At 66.1% G+C, this 16,333-nt stretch carries 19 protein-coding genes and 1 rRNA gene; 14 read left to right on the plus strand and 6 right to left on the minus strand.

All coding sequences use genetic code 11. The features are described 5' to 3' along the window. Nucleotides 1-115 (minus strand): 16S ribosomal RNA (locus tag ISF28_RS13405); the annotation flags it as partial. 395 nt (nucleotides 116-510) lie between these two features. On the opposite strand from ISF28_RS13405, the gene ISF28_RS13410 reads away from it, so the two are divergent. The 11 genes from ISF28_RS13410 (at nucleotide 511) to ISF28_RS13460 (ending at nucleotide 10,376) form a co-directional block, all read left to right on the plus strand. Next, nucleotides 511-1,992, plus strand: coding sequence for a B12-binding domain-containing radical SAM protein (locus ISF28_RS13410; RefSeq protein WP_198117693.1), 1,482 nt, complete (start codon nucleotides 511-513; stop codon nucleotides 1,990-1,992). A 74-nt stretch (nucleotides 1,993-2,066) separates the two neighbouring features. Further along, complete coding sequence (locus tag ISF28_RS13415) at nucleotides 2,067-3,194, plus strand: MlaE family ABC transporter permease (RefSeq protein WP_198117694.1); 1,128 nt, start codon at nucleotides 2,067-2,069, stop codon at nucleotides 3,192-3,194. Further along, a complete protein-coding gene (locus ISF28_RS13420) occupies nucleotides 3,194-4,057 on the plus strand; it encodes an ABC transporter ATP-binding protein (protein ID WP_198117695.1) in 864 nt (287 codons plus the stop codon). The genes ISF28_RS13415 and ISF28_RS13420 overlap by 1 nt, the downstream gene beginning before the upstream one ends. Nucleotide 4,058: 1 nt before the next feature. Further along, nucleotides 4,059-5,006 (plus strand): MlaD family protein, encoded by a 948-nt coding sequence (locus ISF28_RS13425; protein WP_198117696.1) that lies wholly within the window; start codon nucleotides 4,059-4,061, stop codon nucleotides 5,004-5,006. A 14-nt stretch (nucleotides 5,007-5,020) separates the two neighbouring features. Beyond that, the gene (locus tag ISF28_RS13430) at nucleotides 5,021-5,635 is read left to right on the plus strand and encodes an ABC-type transport auxiliary lipoprotein family protein (RefSeq protein ID WP_198117697.1); all 615 of its coding nucleotides are present in this window, start codon (nucleotides 5,021-5,023) and stop codon (nucleotides 5,633-5,635) included. Beyond that, nucleotides 5,632-6,759 (plus strand): VanZ family protein, encoded by a 1,128-nt coding sequence (locus ISF28_RS13435; protein WP_198117698.1) that lies wholly within the window; start codon nucleotides 5,632-5,634, stop codon nucleotides 6,757-6,759. The genes ISF28_RS13430 and ISF28_RS13435 overlap by 4 nt, the downstream gene beginning before the upstream one ends. A 58-nt stretch (nucleotides 6,760-6,817) precedes the next feature. Beyond that, on the plus strand, nucleotides 6,818-7,144 hold the full coding sequence (locus ISF28_RS13440; RefSeq protein WP_198117699.1) for a (2Fe-2S) ferredoxin domain-containing protein: 327 nt from the start codon (nucleotides 6,818-6,820) through the stop codon (nucleotides 7,142-7,144). A gap of 13 nt (nucleotides 7,145-7,157) precedes the next feature. Then, entirely contained in the window at nucleotides 7,158-7,787 is a 630-nt protein-coding gene (locus ISF28_RS13445) for an alpha/beta hydrolase (RefSeq protein WP_198117700.1), read from the plus strand. Nucleotides 7,788-7,887: 100 nt separating this feature from the next. Further along, nucleotides 7,888-9,036 (plus strand): D-alanyl-D-alanine carboxypeptidase family protein, encoded by a 1,149-nt coding sequence (locus ISF28_RS13450; protein ID WP_198117701.1) that lies wholly within the window; start codon nucleotides 7,888-7,890, stop codon nucleotides 9,034-9,036. Between the two features lie 87 nt (nucleotides 9,037-9,123). Then, entirely contained in the window at nucleotides 9,124-10,053 is a 930-nt protein-coding gene (locus tag ISF28_RS13455; protein WP_198117702.1) for an aldo/keto reductase, read from the plus strand. Continuing rightward, nucleotides 10,050-10,376 (plus strand): metal-sensing transcriptional repressor, encoded by a 327-nt coding sequence (locus ISF28_RS13460; protein ID WP_307727441.1) that lies wholly within the window; start codon nucleotides 10,050-10,052, stop codon nucleotides 10,374-10,376. The genes ISF28_RS13455 and ISF28_RS13460 overlap by 4 nt, the downstream gene beginning before the upstream one ends. On the opposite strand, the gene pssA is transcribed toward ISF28_RS13460, so the two are convergent. Further along, entirely contained in the window at nucleotides 10,373-11,167 is a 795-nt protein-coding gene (pssA, locus tag ISF28_RS13465) for a CDP-diacylglycerol--serine O-phosphatidyltransferase (protein ID WP_198117703.1), read from the minus strand. The genes ISF28_RS13460 and pssA overlap by 4 nt on opposite strands. Nucleotides 11,168-11,311: 144 nt before the next feature. On the opposite strand from pssA, the gene ISF28_RS13470 reads away from it, so the two are divergent. Beyond that, entirely contained in the window at nucleotides 11,312-12,277 is a 966-nt protein-coding gene (locus ISF28_RS13470) for a CAP domain-containing protein (protein WP_229519069.1), read from the plus strand. 5 nt (nucleotides 12,278-12,282) lie between these two features. Further along, nucleotides 12,283-12,897, plus strand: a complete 615-nt coding sequence (locus ISF28_RS13475; RefSeq protein ID WP_198117704.1) for an Hpt domain-containing protein — start codon at nucleotides 12,283-12,285, stop codon at nucleotides 12,895-12,897. A 13-nt stretch (nucleotides 12,898-12,910) separates the two neighbouring features. Here the strand turns inward: ISF28_RS13475 and ISF28_RS13480 are convergent, their stop codons facing one another. Together ISF28_RS13480 and ISF28_RS13485 are read right to left on the minus strand one after the other, a co-directional pair. Further along, nucleotides 12,911-13,123: a hypothetical protein gene (locus tag ISF28_RS13480; RefSeq protein ID WP_198117913.1), complete on the minus strand. Its 213-nt coding sequence runs from the start codon at nucleotides 13,121-13,123 to the stop codon at nucleotides 12,911-12,913. A gap of 331 nt (nucleotides 13,124-13,454) precedes the next feature. Then, complete coding sequence (locus ISF28_RS13485) at nucleotides 13,455-14,027, minus strand: DUF1439 domain-containing protein (protein WP_229519070.1); 573 nt, start codon at nucleotides 14,025-14,027, stop codon at nucleotides 13,455-13,457. A 169-nt stretch (nucleotides 14,028-14,196) separates the two neighbouring features. Between ISF28_RS13485 and ISF28_RS13490 the strand changes: the two genes are divergently transcribed. Further along, complete coding sequence (locus ISF28_RS13490; RefSeq protein ID WP_229519071.1) at nucleotides 14,197-14,463, plus strand: hypothetical protein; 267 nt, start codon at nucleotides 14,197-14,199, stop codon at nucleotides 14,461-14,463. 70 nt (nucleotides 14,464-14,533) lie between these two features. Here the strand turns inward: ISF28_RS13490 and ISF28_RS13495 are convergent, their stop codons facing one another. Together ISF28_RS13495 and mnmE are read right to left on the minus strand one after the other, a co-directional pair. After that, the gene (locus tag ISF28_RS13495) at nucleotides 14,534-14,806 is read right to left on the minus strand and encodes a hypothetical protein (RefSeq protein ID WP_370663431.1); all 273 of its coding nucleotides are present in this window, start codon (nucleotides 14,804-14,806) and stop codon (nucleotides 14,534-14,536) included. 102 nt (nucleotides 14,807-14,908) lie between these two features. Continuing rightward, nucleotides 14,909-16,288 carry a tRNA uridine-5-carboxymethylaminomethyl(34) synthesis GTPase MnmE gene (gene mnmE / locus ISF28_RS13500; RefSeq protein ID WP_198117706.1) on the minus strand — a complete coding sequence of 460 codons (1,380 nt, stop codon included), beginning with the start codon at nucleotides 16,286-16,288 and terminating at the stop codon, nucleotides 14,909-14,911. Nucleotides 16,289-16,333 lie beyond the last annotated feature (45 nt).

Here is a 16,333-nt window from a genome sequence, read left to right on the forward strand (position 1 = left end):
GTATTACTCACCCGTTCGCCACTCGCCGCCAGGTTGCCCCGCGCTGCCGTTCGACTTGCATGTGTAAAGCATGCCGCCAGCGTTCAATCTGAGCCAGGATCAAACTCTTCAGTTCAATCTCTGTTTTTGCTGCGCCGTTTCCGGCAACAGCAGATCGCTCACTCAAAATACTGACTGTATTTCTTGTGAACATTTGATAATTTAAGTATTCAGTATCACCGAAGCGATACTGGCACCTCATCAAACGCCCACACTTATCGACTGTTTATTGTTAAAGAACTGTGTTCGGTACTGCCTTGCTGCGCTTGCGAATCGTTTTGTTCGTCAGCAGCAGAGAAGCGAGATTATCCGGTGTTTCGCGATGATCGTCAACTTCTTTTTATTCCCGTCGAAGCGTTCAGAACCGTTTGAAGGCCTGTCGTTTGCGACGAGGGACCGAATGATACCAGCGTCGCATGCGGGGCGCAAGTCCCGCTACAATGCACGCTTTGCCGTCCTCCCCGCACCGCCATGACCATCCTGCTCGCCACCCTCAACGCCCGCTACGCCCACGCTTCGCTGGGGCTGCGCTACCTGCTGGCCAACATGGGGCCGCTGCAGGAGCAGACGAGCCTGATGGAATTCGTCATCGGTGCGAAGACGGTGGAGGTCGTCGAACGCCTGCTGGCCAGGAAACCGCGCATCGTCGGCTTCGGCATCTATATATGGAACGTCGAAGAGACGACGCGGGTCGTCGCGATGCTCAAGCGCGTGGCGCCCGACGTGACGGTCGTGCTGGGCGGGCCGGAAGTGTCGCACGAGACGAACGAGCAGGAGATCGCGCGCCTGGCCGACTACGTCGTCACCGGCTGGGGCGACGTCACCTTCCCCAAGCTGTGCGCCGAAATCCTCGACGGCCCCAAGCCGATCATGAAAGTGCATGCGGGCGTCCAGCCGCCGATGGCCGACATCGCGCTGCCCTACTCTTTATATAGCGATGAGGACATCGCGCACCGCACGATCTATGTGGAAGCGTCGCGCGGCTGCCCGTTCAAATGCGAGTTCTGCCTGTCGTCGCTGGACAAGACCGCGTGGCCCTTCGGGATCGACACCTTCCTCGCGGAGATGGAGACGCTGTACCGACGCGGCGCGCGGCTCTATAAATTCGTCGACCGCACGTTCAACCTGAACGTCAAGACGAGCCAGCGCATCATGCAGTTCTTCCTCGATAAGATCGCGGCCAACCCGGACGATCCGGTCTATGCGCACTTCGAACTCGTGCCCGACCACCTGCCGGAAGCATTGAAAGCGACGATCGCGCAATTCCCGCCCGGCGCCCTGCAATTCGAGATCGGCATCCAGAGCTTCAATCCCGACGTGCAGACCCTCGTGAGCCGGCGCCAGGACAATGCCAAGGCCGCGGACAACATCCGCTGGCTGACGACGCACTCGCACGCCCACCTGCACGTGGACCTGATCGCCGGCCTGCCGGGCGAAGACGTGGACTCTTTCGCGCGGGGCTTCGACCAGCTCGTGGCGCTGGGACCGCACGAGATCCAGTTCGGCATCCTCAAGCGCCTGCGCGGCACGCCGATCATCCGCCACACCGAGCCTTACAAAATGGTGTACGACCCGTATCCGCCATACACCGTGCTGGCCACCGACCGCATCGACTTTCCCACCATGCAGCGGCTCGTGCGCTTTGCCCGCTACTGGGACCTGGTCGCGAACTCCGGCCGCTTCGCCCACACGATCAAGGTCCTGCTGGGCGACGGCCCGTTCGCCAATTTCATGGCCTTTTCGGACTGGCTCTACACGCAGCTCGACGCCACCCACCGCATCGCGCTCGATCGACTCGCCAAACTGGTACAGGCGTGGCTGCAGCGCCAGGGCATGCCGGCCGGCGAGGCGGCCGCCCTGATCGCGAGCGATTACGCGGGCAGCGCGGCCAAGCCGGCCGACAAGGCCACGCATGCCGCGCCCGAGCGCCAGGTCCGCCACCTGGCCGCGTAAAGACGCGCCAACCTGTCCGCCACGGTAACGTAGCGCCGGTAGCGGCAGCCACGAATCTCTTTTACACTGCCGCAATGCGGATTGAAAATGCGCCAACATTAACCGTCGAACATCCCAATGCCGGTGCGGAGCAGTCCGTGGTGGCGCGCGGCGTATGGCAAGTCCACGCATTCTCGCGGCGCGGCTTCAAGGATATCGAAAAGACGATGAAATCCCTGGCCGGCAAGCCGGTCGCCTGGGACTTGTCCGAGATCGCCAGCCTCGATCACATCGGCGCCCAACTGTTCTGGACTTCCTGGGGCAAGCGCCGTCCCGCGCAATTGAAGCTCGACCCGCGCCAGGAAGAGCTGTTCGAGCGCATCGAAAAATCCGGCCGCATCAACCTGCCGCGCGCCCGCAAGAGCCCCATGCAATGGGTGATCACGCTGGGCAGCGGCGTGCTGACCTTCTTCGAGCACCTGCGCGGCGCGATCACCCTGATCGGCCAGGTGGTGCAGGACATCGGCCGCTTCATCCGCCATCCGCTGACCGGGCCATGGCGCGAGATCTCGGCCAACATCTACCACTCCGGCTTCCAGGCGCTCGGCATCACGGCGCTCGTCGGCTTCCTGATCGGCGTCGTGCTGTCCTACCTGTCGGCGCAGCAGCTGCGCATGTTCGGCGGCGACATCTACCTCGTCAACATCCTCGGCATGAGCATCATCCGCGAACTGGGCCCGCTGCTGGCGGCGATCCTCGTGGCGGGCCGCTCCGGCTCCTCGATCACCGCGCAACTGGGCGTCATGCGCGTGACCGAGGAACTCGACGCGATGCTCGTGATGGGCATCTCGCACGGCTACCGCCTCATCATGCCCAAGGTGGTAGCGCTCGCGCTGGCGATGCCGCTGCTGGTCGTGTGGACGGATGCGATGGCCCTGATCGGCGGCATGGTCTCGGCGAAGATCGAATTGAACCTGACGATGCGCTACTTCGTGCAGAAGCTGCCGTCGGCCGTGCCGATCGTGAACTACAACATCGGCCTGGGCAAGGGCGTCGCGTTCGGCATGCTGATCGCGCTCGTGTCGTGCCACTTCGGCCTGCGCATCAAGCCGAACACGGAAAGCCTGGGACGTGGCACGACGACCTCCGTCGTCACGGCGATCACCGTCGTGATCCTGGCCGACGCCGTGTTCGCGATCGTCTTTTCGGGAGTGGGCTTCTGATGGCGAATCCGGCCCAACAACCCCAGCGCCCGCCGCAGCAGCTGAACCGCAAGCCGGAGGAAGACGTCGGTCCGGCGGTCGTCCAGATCCGCAACCTGTGGACGCGCTTCGGCCGCACCGTCGTGCACCAGGACCTGAACCTCGACATCTACGCCGGCGAGATCCTGTCCATCGTCGGCGGGTCGGGCACGGGCAAGACCGTGCTGCTGCGCCAGATGCTCGGGCTGGAGCGGCCGTCCAGCGGCTGCGTCAGGGTGTTCGGCGAGGACGTCAGCAGCGCCAGCCCGGACCAGCTGCAGCGCATGCGCAACCACTGGGGCATGCTGTTCCAGCAGGGCGCGCTGTATTCCGCGCTGACCGTGTTCGAGAACATCGCGCTGCCGCTGCGCGAGCTGCGCGCGCTGCCCGAGGACGTCGTGCGCGACGCCGTGCTGCTCAAGATGGACATGGTCGGACTCGGCCCCGGCGACGCGAACAAGATGCCGTCCGACCTGTCGGGCGGGATGATCAAGCGCGCCGCCCTCGCGCGCGCGCTCGCGCTCGAACCGCAGCTGCTGTTCCTCGACGAGCCGACGGCGGGCCTCGACCCCGACCTGTCCGATTCCTTCGTGGCGCTGATCCAGACCCTGCACAGCGAACTGCACCTGACCGTCGTGATGGTCACGCACGACCTGGACACGCTGTTCGCGCTGTCCTCGCGCATCGCCGTGCTGGCGGAAAAGCACGTGATCGCGGTCGGCCCGTCGTGCGACGTGCTGCGCGTGCAGCACCCCTTCATCAAACACTTTTTCCTGGGGCCGCGCGGCCAGCGGGCGCTCGAAGTGCTGGAAGAGCGCATCGCAAGAAAGGAGTCGGAAGACTGACATGGAAAACAGATCGTATGCCCTCATGACGGGCTTCTTCACGGTCGCGCTGCTGGTGGCGGCCGTCCTGATCGGCCTGTGGCTGAACCGCGACCGCACCACGATGCATCCGTACGAAATCGCCACCACGCAGACCATCCCCGGCCTCAATCCGCAAGCCGCCGTGCGCTACCGCGGCCTGGAAGTCGGGCGCGTGGACGACATCGTGTTCGACCCGCGCGTGACGGGGCAGATCCTCATCAAGCTGTCGATCGAGGAAGGCGCACCCATCACGCAAACGACGTTCGCCTCGCTCGGCTACCAGGGCGTGACGGGCATCGCGTTCATCCAGCTGGACGACGACCGCACCGGCTCCCCCCTGCTGAAAAGCGACAAGAACCACGTGGCGCGCATCCCGCTGCGTCCCGGCCTGCTCGACCAGCTGGAAAAGCGCGGCCTCGCGATCCTGGAAAAGACGGAACGCATCACGGACAGCCTGAACAACGTCCTCAGCAAGGAAAACCAGGACAAGCTGACCGGCGCCTTCGACAGCATCAACAAGGCCGCCGCCGCGTATGCCGAGATCCCGGGCCAGCTGCAGCCGACGCTGGCCCGCCTGCCCGCGCTGGCGGATAAACTGGACCGCACGATGGGCTCCGTGAGCGAGCTGTCGACCAGCGTCACCGCCGCCGCGCACAACTACGATCGCCTCGCGACGAGCCTGCAGGCGCCGGGCGGTCCGGTCGAACGCGCCAGCACCGCCATCGATTCGCTGGGCGGCGTGACGTCCGACCTCGAGCTGCAGACGCTCCCGCACGTGGTCGACATGGCCGACGAAGCGAAGACGTCGCTGCGCGCCGTGCGCCGCACCGTGACGAACCTGGGCGAGCGCCCGCAAAGCATCCTGTTCGGCGCCCCGGCGGCCGAACCCGGCCCGGGCGAACCCGGTTTCGTCCCACCGACCCACTGAGGAATCCAGCGACCATGCATCCGACCCGCTTCATTCTCGCCGCGGCCCTGGCCCTGATCATGTCCGGCTGCGCCTCGCAAAAAAGCCAGCCGACGACGCAGTTCGACTTCGGCCCGGCCGCGCCCCCGCCGGCGGCGCAGGATCCCGCACCGGGTATGCTCGGCCCGGTGGTCGTCACCGACGTCACCGGCTCGAGCGCCCTGGACAACGAGCGCATGTTCTACCGCCTGAGCTATGCCGACCCGCTGCAGGCGCGCACCTATGCCAACAGCCGCTGGACGGCGAATCCGCTGCAGCTGCTGACGCAACGCTTCAAGACCCGGCTCGCGCAGGCGGGCGCGCGGGTGCTGTCGGAAACGGACGCCTCCATCGGCGTCCCGCTGCTGCGCATCGACGTCGACGAATTCATGCAGGACTTCGGCGGCGTGAGCCGGAGCACCGGCATCGTCGCCGTGCGCGCCTCCGTGTTCCGGGGCCATACGCTCGTCGACCAGCGCAGCTTCCGCCGGGCCGTCCCCGCAACCAGCGCCGACGCGGCCGGCGGCGCGCGTGCGCTGGCGGCCGGCACCGACGCCGTCGCGGCCGACATCGTGACCTGGCTGCGCACCTTGGACAACGACCGACGATGACCGATACGGAAGACGAGGCCTCTCCCCGCGCCTCGCCGGTGGCGCGCGCGGCGCTGCTGGCCTATCTGCTGCTGATCGTCTACGCGAGCTGGTTCCCCTTTTCCGGCTGGCGCAGCAGCGGGCTGTCGCCGTTCGCCTTCCTCACCCTGCGGATGCCGCATTGGTGGACCGGCTTCGACGTCATGGTCAACATCGTCGGCTACATGCCGTTCGGCGTGCTGGTCGTGCTGGCGCTGCATCCGCGCGTGCGCGGCATGTGGGCCGTGGCCGTCGCGGCCCTCGTCGGCCTGCTGGTGTCGGGGACGATGGAGGTCGTGCAGAACTATCTGCCCAGCCGCGTCCCCTCGAACCTCGACCTGCTGACCAATGCCGCCGGCTGCCTGGCCGGCGCGCTGCTCGGCGCCTGGTTCGCGCCCATGCTGCTGGACCGCAGCCGCCTGTACCTGCTGCGGCGACGCTGGTTCGCGGCGCATGCGAGCCAGGGCCTGGTCCTCATCGCCCTGTGGCCGCTGGCCCAGGTCTATCCGCAGAACTACCTGTTCGGCAATGGCCAGATCCTGCCGCTGCTGTCGGAATGGCTGTCCGACTGGCTCGACACGGACATCGACCTCGTCACCCTGCTGCGCGGCGACGTGCCGATGAGCGTGGAGCAGTACTGGCTGTCCGAGACCATCATCACCGCGTGCGGCATGACGGGCGCCGCCCTCACCCTGCTGTGCCTGACCCGGCGCAGCGCGCCGCGGCTGTCGCTGATGCTGGCGCTGATCGCCGTCGGCATCGTCGTCAAGACACTCGCGAGTTCGCTGTTCTTCGCGCCGGACAATGCGTTCGTCTGGGTCACGCCCGGCGCCGAGGGCGGCTTCCTGATCGGCCTGATCATGCTGGCCGGCCTCGCGTTCGCGCCCCAGGTGGCGCAGCGCCGGCTGGCCGTCGTGACGCTCGTGCTGTCGCTCATCGTCGTCAATACGATTCCGGCCAATCCGTATTTCGTCTCCACGCTGCAGGCCTGGCAACAAGGTAAATTCCTGAATTTCAACGGGGCCGCCCAATTCCTCGGCATGGCGTGGCCCATCATCGCGCTGTGGTTCCTGCTGCTGCCTTCGCACCGGCTGAACCGCTCCTGATAACGGCGTATCATTACGGCGCCAGCGCCCACGGGGCCGCAACTCATCCGAAAACGACATGAACGACGACAAACCTTTTTATCGACACCACGTATTCTTCTGCCTGAACGAACGCGAAGGCAAGGACTGCCGCCCCAGCTGCGGCAAGAGCGGCGCGGAAGCCGCGCAGCAGCACGCCAAGCAGCGCGTCAAGGAGCTGGGCCTGAATGGTCCGGGCCAGGTCCGCATCAACAAGGCCGGTTGCCTGGACCGCTGCGAGGAAGGCCCCGTCGTGGTGATCTACCCGCAGGGCACGTGGTACACCTACGTGGACACGACCGACATCGACGAAATCATCGACCGCCACCTCGTCAAGGGCGAGATCGTCGAGCGCCTGAAGATCTGAACCGACGTACGCAATGAACAAGAATTCGCACAAGTTTTACCTGACCGGCCGCGCCGGCAAGATGGAATGCCTGCTGGACGAACCGGAAGGCCCGCCGCGCGGCATCGCCCTCGTCGCGCACCCGCACCCGCTGTACGGCGGCAGCATGGACAATAAAGTGGCGCAGACGCTGGCCCGCGCCTTCGTCGGCCTCGGCTACGCGACGGCCCGCTTCAACTTCCGCGGCGTCGGCGAGTCGGAAGGCGTGCACGACGAAGGCCGCGGCGAAGTGGACGACATGGAGATCATGCTCGACCACATGATCGGACAGTATCCGGGCCTGCCGTACGCGCTGTCCGGCTTCTCGTTCGGCACCTTCGTCCAGGCCCAGCTGCAGCAGCGCCTGGTCCAGCAAGGCCGCCCGGCCGAGCGCCTGGCGCTGGTCGGCACGGCCGCCGGCAAGTGGCCGGTGCCGGACGTCCCGGCCGACACGATCCTGATCCACGGCGAACTTGACGATACGATACCGCTCGCGCACGTGTTCGACTGGGCCCGCCCGCTCGACATCCCCGTGATCGTGATTCCCGGCGCCGACCACTTTTTCCACCGCAAACTCGTTCACATTAAAAATCTTGTCGCGCAAATGTGGCGGCGTGACATTTGAGCCGAACGCTGGCCTATAATGATGCGATCTTCTTTCAAGGCAATGCTTATGGGCATTGCCATCGCAGCATCGTTCACTGTTCACTTCTGAGTTGTCTTCCATGAAAAAGTTAATCGCGGCCTTCGCCGCCAGTGCCCTCCTGATGTCGGCCGCCCAAGCCCAGCAGGTGCCGGCCCCGCAAATCGCTGCCCGTTCTTGGCTCCTGCTGGACGCCACCAGCGGCCAGGTCATCGCCTCGCAAGATCCGGACATGCGCATCGAGCCGGCGTCGCTCACCAAGGTCATGACGGCCTACGTCGTCTTCGAAGCCCTGCGCGACAAGAAGATCACGCTGGACCAGATGGTCAACGTCTCGGTGCATGCCTGGAAGGTCGACGGCAGCAGCTCGAAGATGTTCATCGACCCGGCCACCCCGGTGAAAATCCAGGACCTGCTGTACGGCCTGATGATCCAGTCCGGCAATGACGCCGCGGTGGCGCTGGCCGAAGCCGTGGCGGGCGACGAAGCGACCTTCGTCACGCTGATGAACCGCGAGGCGCAGCGCATGGGCCTCAAGAACACGCACTTCGCCAATCCGCACGGCCTGCCGTCGCCGGAAAACTACTCGACCGCGCACGATCTGGCCATCCTGGCCTCGCACGAGATCCAGGACTTCCCGCAGTTCTACAAGATCGACTCGATCAAGGAATTCACGTACAACAAGATCAAGCAGCAGAACCGCAACCGCCTGCTGTGGCTGGACCCGACCGTGGACGGCCTGAAGACGGGCCACACCGAAGCGTCGGGCTATTCGATGATCGCATCGGCGCACCGCCCGAACGGCCCGGCCGGCGAACGCCGCTTGATCTCGGTGCTGTCCGGCGCCACGTCGGACGGCAACCGCACGGCGGAAAGCCAGAAGCTCTTGAACTGGGGCTTCCAGAACTTCGATACGGTGAGGCTGTATGCGAAAGGCCAGCCGATCCTGACGCCTGAAATCTGGAAGGGCTCCCAGTCGAACGTGAAGATCGGCTTCCCCAACGACGTGTGGGTGACCGTGCCGAAGGGCGTCGCCCAGAAGATGAAGCCGGTCCTGGAGCGCAAGGATCCGCTGGTCGCGCCGCTGGCGCTGCACAGCCGCGTCGGCACGCTGAAGATGATGGTCGACGGGAAGCCGCTGCTGGCGCTGCCGGTCGTGGCGCTGGAAGAGGTGCGCGAAGCGTCGATCTTCGGGCGTGCCTGGGACTCGATGCGCTTGTGGATCAAGTAAATCCCGCGCTGTCGTAACATCGTTGGGTGGGCACGGGGTGCCCACCCAACGCCTATAATGACCCTACAATTATCTGGAAGAAGAGCGATGACCGCTGCCCTCCCCCGCGACCTGTCCTGCCCGCGCATCGCCATCCGCAAGAACGGCGGCCTCGAACTGTCCCGCGTCGTCGCCGGCATGTGGCGCATGGTCGAATGGGGCATGACGGTGGAGCAGCGCATCGCCTTCATCGAGCAGTGCATCGCGCTGGGCGTCACGTCGTTCGACCATGCCGACATCTACGGCAACTACGGCGTCGAAGGCCTGTTCGGCGAAGCCCTGCGCGCCCAGCCTTCGCTGCGCGACCGCATGCAGCTGATCAGCAAATGCGGCATCAAGCTGCTGTCGAACAAACGCCCGCAGCACACCATCCAGCACTACGACACGAGCGCCGCGCACATCATCGCCTCGGCCGAGGAATCGCTGCGCCAGCTGCACACCGACCGCCTGGACCTGCTGCTGATCCACCGTCCCGACCCGCTGATGGACTTCGACGAGATCGCGCAAGCCTTTACCCGCCTGAAGCAGGACGGCAAGGTGCTGCACTTCGGCGTGTCGAATTTCAGCCACCACCAGTTCGAGGCGCTCGATCGCCGCATCGCGCTGTCGACGAACCAGGTGGAATTCTCGCCGCTGCACGTGGCGCCGATGTTCGACGAGACCTTCGACGGCCTGCAGGACAAGGGCATCGCGCCGATGATCTGGTCGCCGCTGGCCGGCGGCCGCCTGTTCACGGCCAACGATGCGAACGCCGAGAACCTGCGCCTGGTGATCAAGGAGATCGCCGACCGCCTGCACCAGCCGTTCGCCAGCGTGGTGTTCGCGTGGATCATGCAACTGCCGTCGCGCCCCGTTCCGCTGACGGGCAGCGGCCGCGTCGAAGCGATCGCCGTGGCCGTCACCGGCACGACGTTCCAGCTGTCGCGCGCCGACTGGTTCACGATCCTGCGCGCCGCGCGCGGCCACGACGTCGCATGACGGCGCGCGCCGCCATGGCCGAACCGCTCAAGATCGTCGAAGGCCGCGCGCTGACGGCGCAGCAGAAGAAGGATTTGCTGAACCGCCTCGCGCGCGTGGAGGGCCAGCTGCGCGGGGTCCAGAAGCTGGTCGCGCTGGCCGACGCGCCGTCCGACTGCGCCGCCGTGGCCCAGCAGATGGCGGCCGCGCGCAAGGCGCTGGACCGCTCGTTCGTGCAGCTCCTCACCGCCAGCATCGTCACCCATACGGGCAATGCGGGCGACGTCGAGGAAGCGAAAGCGGCCGCGGCGCAGCTGGCGGCCCTGTTCGACAAGTTCGCCTAACCCTCGGCGTCCTCGTCGTCGTACACCCTGGGCGGCGCGATCGTCGTCCAACCGGAGCGCCACGCGAGATTCAGCAGCAGCGTCGCGCCGATATAAAACACGAAGAACAGCGCGAAGAAGCGCGTCCGCAACAACACCAGCAGCACCATGCAGACCGCCAGCGCGACGAAGGCCGCCTTCGATTTCGGCTGCTTGGAGCTGGGGAAGCGGATCGTCGACACCATCAGCGTGCCGACCGCCACCATCAACAGCATGACGAGGAAGGCGCCGGCCATGTCCGCCACCGGGTCGGGCCAGGCGACGACCACCGCAGCCACGCAGGCCGCACCGGCCGTGATGGGCATGCCGACGAAGTAGCGCGGATCCGTCTTCCCGACCATCACGTTGAAGCGCGCCAGGCGCAGCGCGCCGCACGCGACAAACACGAAACAGGCCAGGCCGCCCATGCGCACGAGGGTCGGGTGCGCGGCGCCCATCTGGGCGAAGCCGTAGCAGTACAACAGCAGGCCGGGGGCGCAGCCGAAATTCATCACATCGGCGATCGAATCGAGCTGCACGCCGAACGCGGACTGCGTGTTGGTGGCGCGGGCGACGAAGCCGTCGAGGGCGTCGAATATGCCGGCCAGCACCAGCAGGATCGCCGCCAGGCGATAGTCGGACGGATCGCCCACGGGCGCGTTGTCGACCGAGATCACGATGCTGCCGAAACCGCAGGCTATCGACAGCAGGGTCACGAAACTGGGCAGGGCAAACTTGGCGCGCGCAAGGCGCTGCTGGCGGGTAGCGTTCACTGAGATTCGTCAAAGGCGGCAGAATGGCTTATTTTACATGGGCTTATCCTGGGCCGCGATTGTCCTTACGATCGTCACACTGCCCCGATTTCGCCTAGAATGGAGGCTCTTTTTAGCCGGTTCGACGGACGTTGGGAGTTTTGGATGATGAATAACATACATCGGGCGCGCCAGATCGCCCTCGCCTGCACTGCGGCGTGGGCGCTGGTCGCCTGCGGCGGCGGTGGTGGCGGCAGCAATGCCGGCGCATCGAACGGTACCCAGTCGACCGGGTTCTCGGGGCAGGACGCGTCGGCGCCCGCGCCGACCAACAACATCGCTACCGACGGCCTGAACTGGATCAACTACCGGCGCGGCCAGATCGGCATGCCGGCCCTCACGCACAGCAGCGTCATCGACGTGGCGGCCCAGGGCCATTCGAACTACCAGCGCACCAACAACATCGTCACCCACACCCAGACTGCCGGCAAACCGGGCTACACGGGCGCGGACCTGCAGGACCGCCTGCAGGCGGCCGGCTACATCTTCACGGGCGAGAACGCGATCGGCGAAGTCATCTCGGCGACCTCGGGCGGTTCCGGCTTCTACATGGCCGAGGAATTGATCACGGCGATCTACCACCGCTTCGTGATCTTCGAGCCCGTGTTCAAGGAAATCGGTACGGGCGCGGCGACCACGTCGGCCAACTACAGTTATTTCACCGCCGACTTCGTCGCCAACGAAGGCTACGGCCCCGGCATCCCCGCCGGCACGGTCGTGACGTGGCCGTTCAATGGCCAGACGCAGGTACCGAGCACCTTCCTCAGCGACTACGAGGAACCGGATCCGGTGCCCAACATCAATGCGGTCGGCTACCCGGTCAGCGTGCACACGAACCTCACGCGCAAGCTGACGGTCCAGAGCTTCACGATCCGCGCGCACGGGGCCGGCGCCGACCTGCAGTCCATGCTGCTGGACAAGGATACCGACGTGAACAAGACGACGTCGCAGTCGGTCGCGGCGATCATCCCGACGGCCCCGCTGGCGTCCGGCACCACCTACGACGTCACCTTCAACGGCGCCGTCGACGGCACGCCCATCTCCCGCAGTTGGTCGTTCACGACGAAATGAGGCCGATGGACAGTCCCGACCGACGTCCCCCGCCCGATGCGAACGATGGCCCCGCGGTCAACCACGCGGGCGGCGTTGCGCGCCTGATGGGCGACGGATCGTTGTTCGGGCGCGTGCTGGCGCGCTTTCGCAACGAATACCGCCAGGCCGCCGACGGCATCCGCGCCGCGCACGACCAGGGCGAGACCGCGCTGGCGCTGCGCCTCGTGCACACGCTCAAGGGTGCCGCCGCCATGATCGAGGCGGTGCCGCTGCGGCGCCAGGCGGACGTAGTGGAACGGATGCTGCACGCGGGCACAGGCGACGTCCATGGCAGCCTCGCGCGCCTGCAGGATGAACTGGAACGGGTGCTGCGCGAACTGGACGTGCTGGCCACCACCCTGTCCGAGCGCCGTCCCGCGGCATCCACGCGCCGGCCGGCCCGGGACGATCACGATGCCCTCGCCCGCCTGATGACGCTGCTCGACGAAGGCAATGGAGAAGCGGTCGACCTCGTGCGCGAAGCCGGGGACGCGCTGACCGCACAACTCGGGGAATACGATTACCGCCAGATGGCGGACCTGGTCGAAGCCTTCGACTTCGACGGCGCCCTGGCGCTGCTGCGCGCACGCACTGGCTGACCCGCGCCGCGGCTCAGCGGTTGTATTCCGCTTCTTCGTCGAACGAGTCGGCGCAGGATTTGCCGCAGAAACGGCGCACGCTGTCGAGCGGCTTTTCGCAATACCAGCACGCGCCCTTGGGCGGCAGGCTCAGACGGGCTGGCACCGGCGTCGCGCTCATCGATGAGGCGACGATCGGCTCGACAGGCACGCTCTTGTCCGGAACACTTTCCTGTATCGTTTCCAAGGTTACCCCCTTACCGGCAGCACGTCAGTAACGCAGAGATTACTTTAGTGGAACACCGTGTGCATGAGAAAGCGCAAGCGCGCTTGTGCCCGCTTCCGCATTACGTGCTGTTGCCGTCCTTCAAACCAGTGTGCGCCGATTGCGCTACCTCTGCAACGCTTGTTGCCGGCTAGTTTTAAAGAAACAACAGTTACAGTGTCCCGACGTCATTGTCACCAATGCCGGACCATCCAACTGCCCGAAATAATAGCAGTATTGGCAACGTATGCATCGAGCCGTTCAATCGTGCGGGCCGGCCGTGTCGGATTTGCGACGCGCGGTTCGGCGCGATTCAGCGCGCCGGTTCCAGGGTGACGAACAGGGCGCCGGGCGCCGTCTCGAGGCGGGTGGGAACGAATTGCACGCCCGCGTAGCGCAGGTCTTCGGGGCGGAAGCTGTAGACCGGCATGTCGCGCAACAATTGATTCACAAGCACGTCGGCCGCGCGGCCCAGGTCGCGCACGCGGTTGCTGTCCATGCCTTCGACGTCGAAGCTGTCGACGTGGGACGCGGACAGGACGACGGCATTGCGCACATTGTCCAGCACCAGGTGGCCGGACAGCGCCAGCGAGCCGTTCCACGACTGGCGCAGGAACGGCGGCGCCACGGACACGTCCAGCGCGAGGCCGACGCGGTCGGTGTCCGGCATGATCGCCAGGCGCGGGCGGGTCAATTCCACGTCGAACAGTTCGAGCATCCGGTTGTGCAGCGGAAAGCGGCGCTCCAGCCCCGCCTGCAGGCGCGATTGCGACAGCTCGACGCGGCGCGGCCCGATCACGGTCGCGCAGGAGGCCAGCAAGCCGCTTCCGGCCGCCGCCGCCATCGTCGCCAGCATCCGCCGCCGTGTCATGTCGCCTTGTTTCATTTGCCTCGTCCTCGTTCGTTCATTGGATGGGGCAAGCCTAGCATATCCGCAGCGGATGTCATGTGCGCGAAGCCCAGAACATCATGCCGCCCGAGGCCTCCAATACGTGGCATGCGGCATGCCCGAAAATCAAGGCGGAAATCGCTGGTTGCGCGCCGGACCGGCGTGTATGATGAACCGGATCGACCATGGAGGACCGATGCACATGAGCGAGCGCCAGCGGCGCAGCGACGAGCCGACGGCCAATGCCGTGGCGCGCGGGCTGAACATCCTGGCGGTGCGCGACGCCGAACTTGCCAGGCGCTACATGCGGCACAAGCACGTGCCGGACCACGTGATCGAGCGTGTCCTCGGCCATCCTGGCCTGCGCCGCCGGGAAAGCGTCGCGCAGTCCGTATCCGAAGCGATCACGCCGTCCGCACCGCAAGACGACTGACGGCGCAGCCGCAGCGCCCCGCCTTGACAGCGGGCTAGATGACGCGACACGGCGGATCGAACGCCGCGGCTCAGGACTCGGGACGTGGATCGGCCCTGTCGCGGTCGCTCTCACCGTCGAGGACCGCCGCCGCCCGCTCCTTGCCGATGCTGCCGGACAGCGCCTGCCGGTCTTCGTCGTCCGCCTGGGGCGGATCGAGCATGTCCGCAAGCATCGCCCGCAGCTCCGGCGTATCCCATGGCAGGCCGCTGCGCTGCCTGACGTGGATGTAGTGCCTGATCTCGCTGTCCTGTTCGGCCGTCAGCGGCAGGCCGCGAAACGTATCCGCAGGTTCGGGTTCCATCATGACGCCTCCTCGACGCTGCAAGCCAGCCCCTCGACGGTACGCGCATTTCCCGCATGCGGGCGCACGTCACGCGCGGTGACGGCGGCCCGAAACAACCCCCTATTTCCCGATACAGAACCGGCTGAAGATCACCCCCAGCAAATCGTCCGGCGTGAACTGCCCGGTAATGCTGGACAGCTGGTCCTGCGCGAGCCGCAGCTCTTCGGCGAACAGGTCGAGCGACTGGTCGTCCTGCGCCGCGTGGTCGGCGGCGAAACGCAGGTGCTCGCGCGCGTTGCGCAGCGCGACGAGGTGGCGTTCGCGCGCGAGGTACAGCGATTCGCCCGTCTGCTGCCAGCCGGCGATGCGCAGCAGTTCCGCGCGCAGCAGGTCGATGCCGATCTTTTCGTGGGCGGACAGGTAGATGTGGACCGCATCCGGGCCCCGGTCCACGCTGGGATGGTGGCCGGACAGGTCGATCTTGTTCCAGATGCGCACGACGGGCACGCCGGCGGGGAATGCGGCGACGATGTCCTCGTCGGCCTTGGCCGGGCCGAGGTCCGCGTCGAGCAGGTGCAGGATCACGTCCGCCTTGCCGACCTCGCCCCACGTGCGCTCGATGCCGATGCGCTCGACGACGTCGATGCCCTCGTCGATGGCGCGGATGCCGGCCGTGTCGACGATGTTCAGCGGGATGCCCTCGACCTGGATCGTCTCGCTGACCTTGTCCCGCGTGGTGCCGGCGATCGGCGTGACGATGGCGACGTCCGATCCGGCCAGTGCGTTCAGCAGCGACGATTTACCCACGTTCGGCTGGCCGACGAGCACGACGTTCAGGCCCTCGCGCAGCAGCGCGCCCTGGGCGGCCTGGCGGAACACGGCCTCCAGCGCGTCGACGATGCCCCGCAACTGGCCGCGCGCATTGGATTTCTCGAGGAAGTCGATCTCTTCCTCGGGAAAATCGAGCGTGGCCTCGACGAGCATGCGCAGGTTGATCGTCTTCTCGACCAGTTCATGCACGACTTTGGAAAATGCGCCGGACAGCGATTGCGACGCCGATTTCGCGGCGGCCTCGGTGGACGCGTCGATCAGGTCGGCGACGGCTTCGGCCTGGGCGAGATCGAGCTTGTCGTTGAGGAAGGCACGGCGCGTGAATTCTCCCGGCTCCGCCAGGCGCAGGCCGGCGTCGCGGCCCGCCTCCAGCACGCGCGCGAGCAGCATGCGCAGCACGACGGGGCCGCCGTGGCCCTGCAGTTCCAGCACGTCCTCGCCGGTGTACGAATGCGGCGCCTTGAAATACAGCGCGAGGCCTTCGTCGATGACGGTGCCCGCGGCATCCTTGAACGGCAGATAGGTGGCGTGACGGGGCGCCAGCGTCGTGCCGGGGAACAGCGCGGCGACGAGCGGCGCCAGGTCCTTGCCGGAGGCGCGCACCACGCCGATGCCGCCGCGTCCGGGGGCGGTGGCGATGGCGGCGATGGGGGAGGTATCGAGTTTCATGGTCGGATTGTAGGTGCAAACAAAAAAGCCCGTGCGGACACGGGC

This window comes from Massilia rhizosphaerae, assembly GCF_016093545.1.
In the GTDB taxonomy this organism is placed as follows: domain Bacteria; phylum Pseudomonadota; class Gammaproteobacteria; order Burkholderiales; family Burkholderiaceae_D; genus Telluria; species Telluria rhizosphaerae.

Excerpts from the sequence above, each read along its gene's own strand:
- ISF28_RS13410 (WP_198117693.1), top strand. The coding sequence starts at position 511 with ATGACCATCCTGCTCGCCACCCTCAACGCCCGCTACGCCCACGCTTCG.
- ISF28_RS13415 (WP_198117694.1), top strand. The coding sequence starts at position 2,067 with ATGCGGATTGAAAATGCGCCAACATTAACCGTCGAACATCCCAATGCC.
- ISF28_RS13420 (WP_198117695.1), top strand. The coding sequence starts at position 3,194 with ATGGCGAATCCGGCCCAACAACCCCAGCGCCCGCCGCAGCAGCTGAAC.
- ISF28_RS13425 (WP_198117696.1), top strand. The coding sequence starts at position 4,059 with ATGGAAAACAGATCGTATGCCCTCATGACGGGCTTCTTCACGGTCGCG.
- ISF28_RS13430 (WP_198117697.1), top strand. The coding sequence starts at position 5,021 with ATGCATCCGACCCGCTTCATTCTCGCCGCGGCCCTGGCCCTGATCATG.
- ISF28_RS13435 (WP_198117698.1), top strand. The coding sequence starts at position 5,632 with ATGACCGATACGGAAGACGAGGCCTCTCCCCGCGCCTCGCCGGTGGCG.
- ISF28_RS13440 (WP_198117699.1), top strand. The coding sequence starts at position 6,818 with ATGAACGACGACAAACCTTTTTATCGACACCACGTATTCTTCTGCCTG.
- ISF28_RS13445 (WP_198117700.1), top strand. The coding sequence starts at position 7,158 with ATGAACAAGAATTCGCACAAGTTTTACCTGACCGGCCGCGCCGGCAAG.
- ISF28_RS13450 (WP_198117701.1), top strand. The coding sequence starts at position 7,888 with ATGAAAAAGTTAATCGCGGCCTTCGCCGCCAGTGCCCTCCTGATGTCG.
- ISF28_RS13455 (WP_198117702.1), top strand. The coding sequence starts at position 9,124 with ATGACCGCTGCCCTCCCCCGCGACCTGTCCTGCCCGCGCATCGCCATC.
- ISF28_RS13460 (WP_307727441.1), top strand. The coding sequence starts at position 10,050 with ATGACGGCGCGCGCCGCCATGGCCGAACCGCTCAAGATCGTCGAAGGC.
- ISF28_RS13470 (WP_229519069.1), top strand. The coding sequence starts at position 11,312 with ATGATGAATAACATACATCGGGCGCGCCAGATCGCCCTCGCCTGCACT.
- ISF28_RS13475 (WP_198117704.1), top strand. The coding sequence starts at position 12,283 with ATGGACAGTCCCGACCGACGTCCCCCGCCCGATGCGAACGATGGCCCC.
- ISF28_RS13485 (WP_229519070.1), bottom strand. The coding sequence starts at position 14,027 with ATGAAACAAGGCGACATGACACGGCGGCGGATGCTGGCGACGATGGCG.
- ISF28_RS13490 (WP_229519071.1), top strand. The coding sequence starts at position 14,197 with ATGATGAACCGGATCGACCATGGAGGACCGATGCACATGAGCGAGCGC.
- ISF28_RS13495 (WP_370663431.1), bottom strand. The coding sequence starts at position 14,806 with ATGGAACCCGAACCTGCGGATACGTTTCGCGGCCTGCCGCTGACGGCC.
- mnmE (WP_198117706.1), bottom strand. The coding sequence starts at position 16,288 with ATGAAACTCGATACCTCCCCCATCGCCGCCATCGCCACCGCCCCCGGA.